Source organism: Marinifilum caeruleilacunae, from assembly GCF_013141825.1.
Lineage (GTDB): Bacteria > Bacteroidota > Bacteroidia > Bacteroidales > Marinifilaceae > Marinifilum > Marinifilum caeruleilacunae.
Map to the genome: position 1 here is coordinate 1 of NZ_RZNH01000214.1, position 317 is coordinate 317.

1 protein-coding gene is annotated in these 317 nt (G+C 38.5%); it reads left to right on the plus strand.

Going from position 1 to position 317, the window contains the following annotated elements:
- Nucleotides 1–303 (plus strand): GRP family sugar transporter (locus ELS83_RS22050; RefSeq protein ID WP_249414562.1); only part of this gene is annotated, 303 nt, incomplete at its 5' end.
- Nucleotides 304–317: the final 14 nt, after the last annotated feature.

Sequence of the window (317 nt, forward strand, 5' to 3'; positions counted from 1 at the left end):
ATTAGCGGCAAACCCACTAATTACAAGGCTTACTTTAGTGGGAACTTAAAAATTCATATGGTCGGTGTTTTTGGTGGTATAATCTGGGGTATTGGCAATTCATTAAATCTTATTGCAGCTGGAAAAGCGGGCGCCGCTATTTCTTATGGGCTAGGACAGGGAGCAACTCTGGTTGCAGCACTCTGGGGTGTTTTTATCTGGAAAGAGTTTAAAGGTTCTTCAAAAAGTACCAATGGTCTACTTACGCTTATGTTTATACTATTTGTAGCCGGAATAATATCAATTATTTACGCAGGACAGTAAATAAACTATTTGTA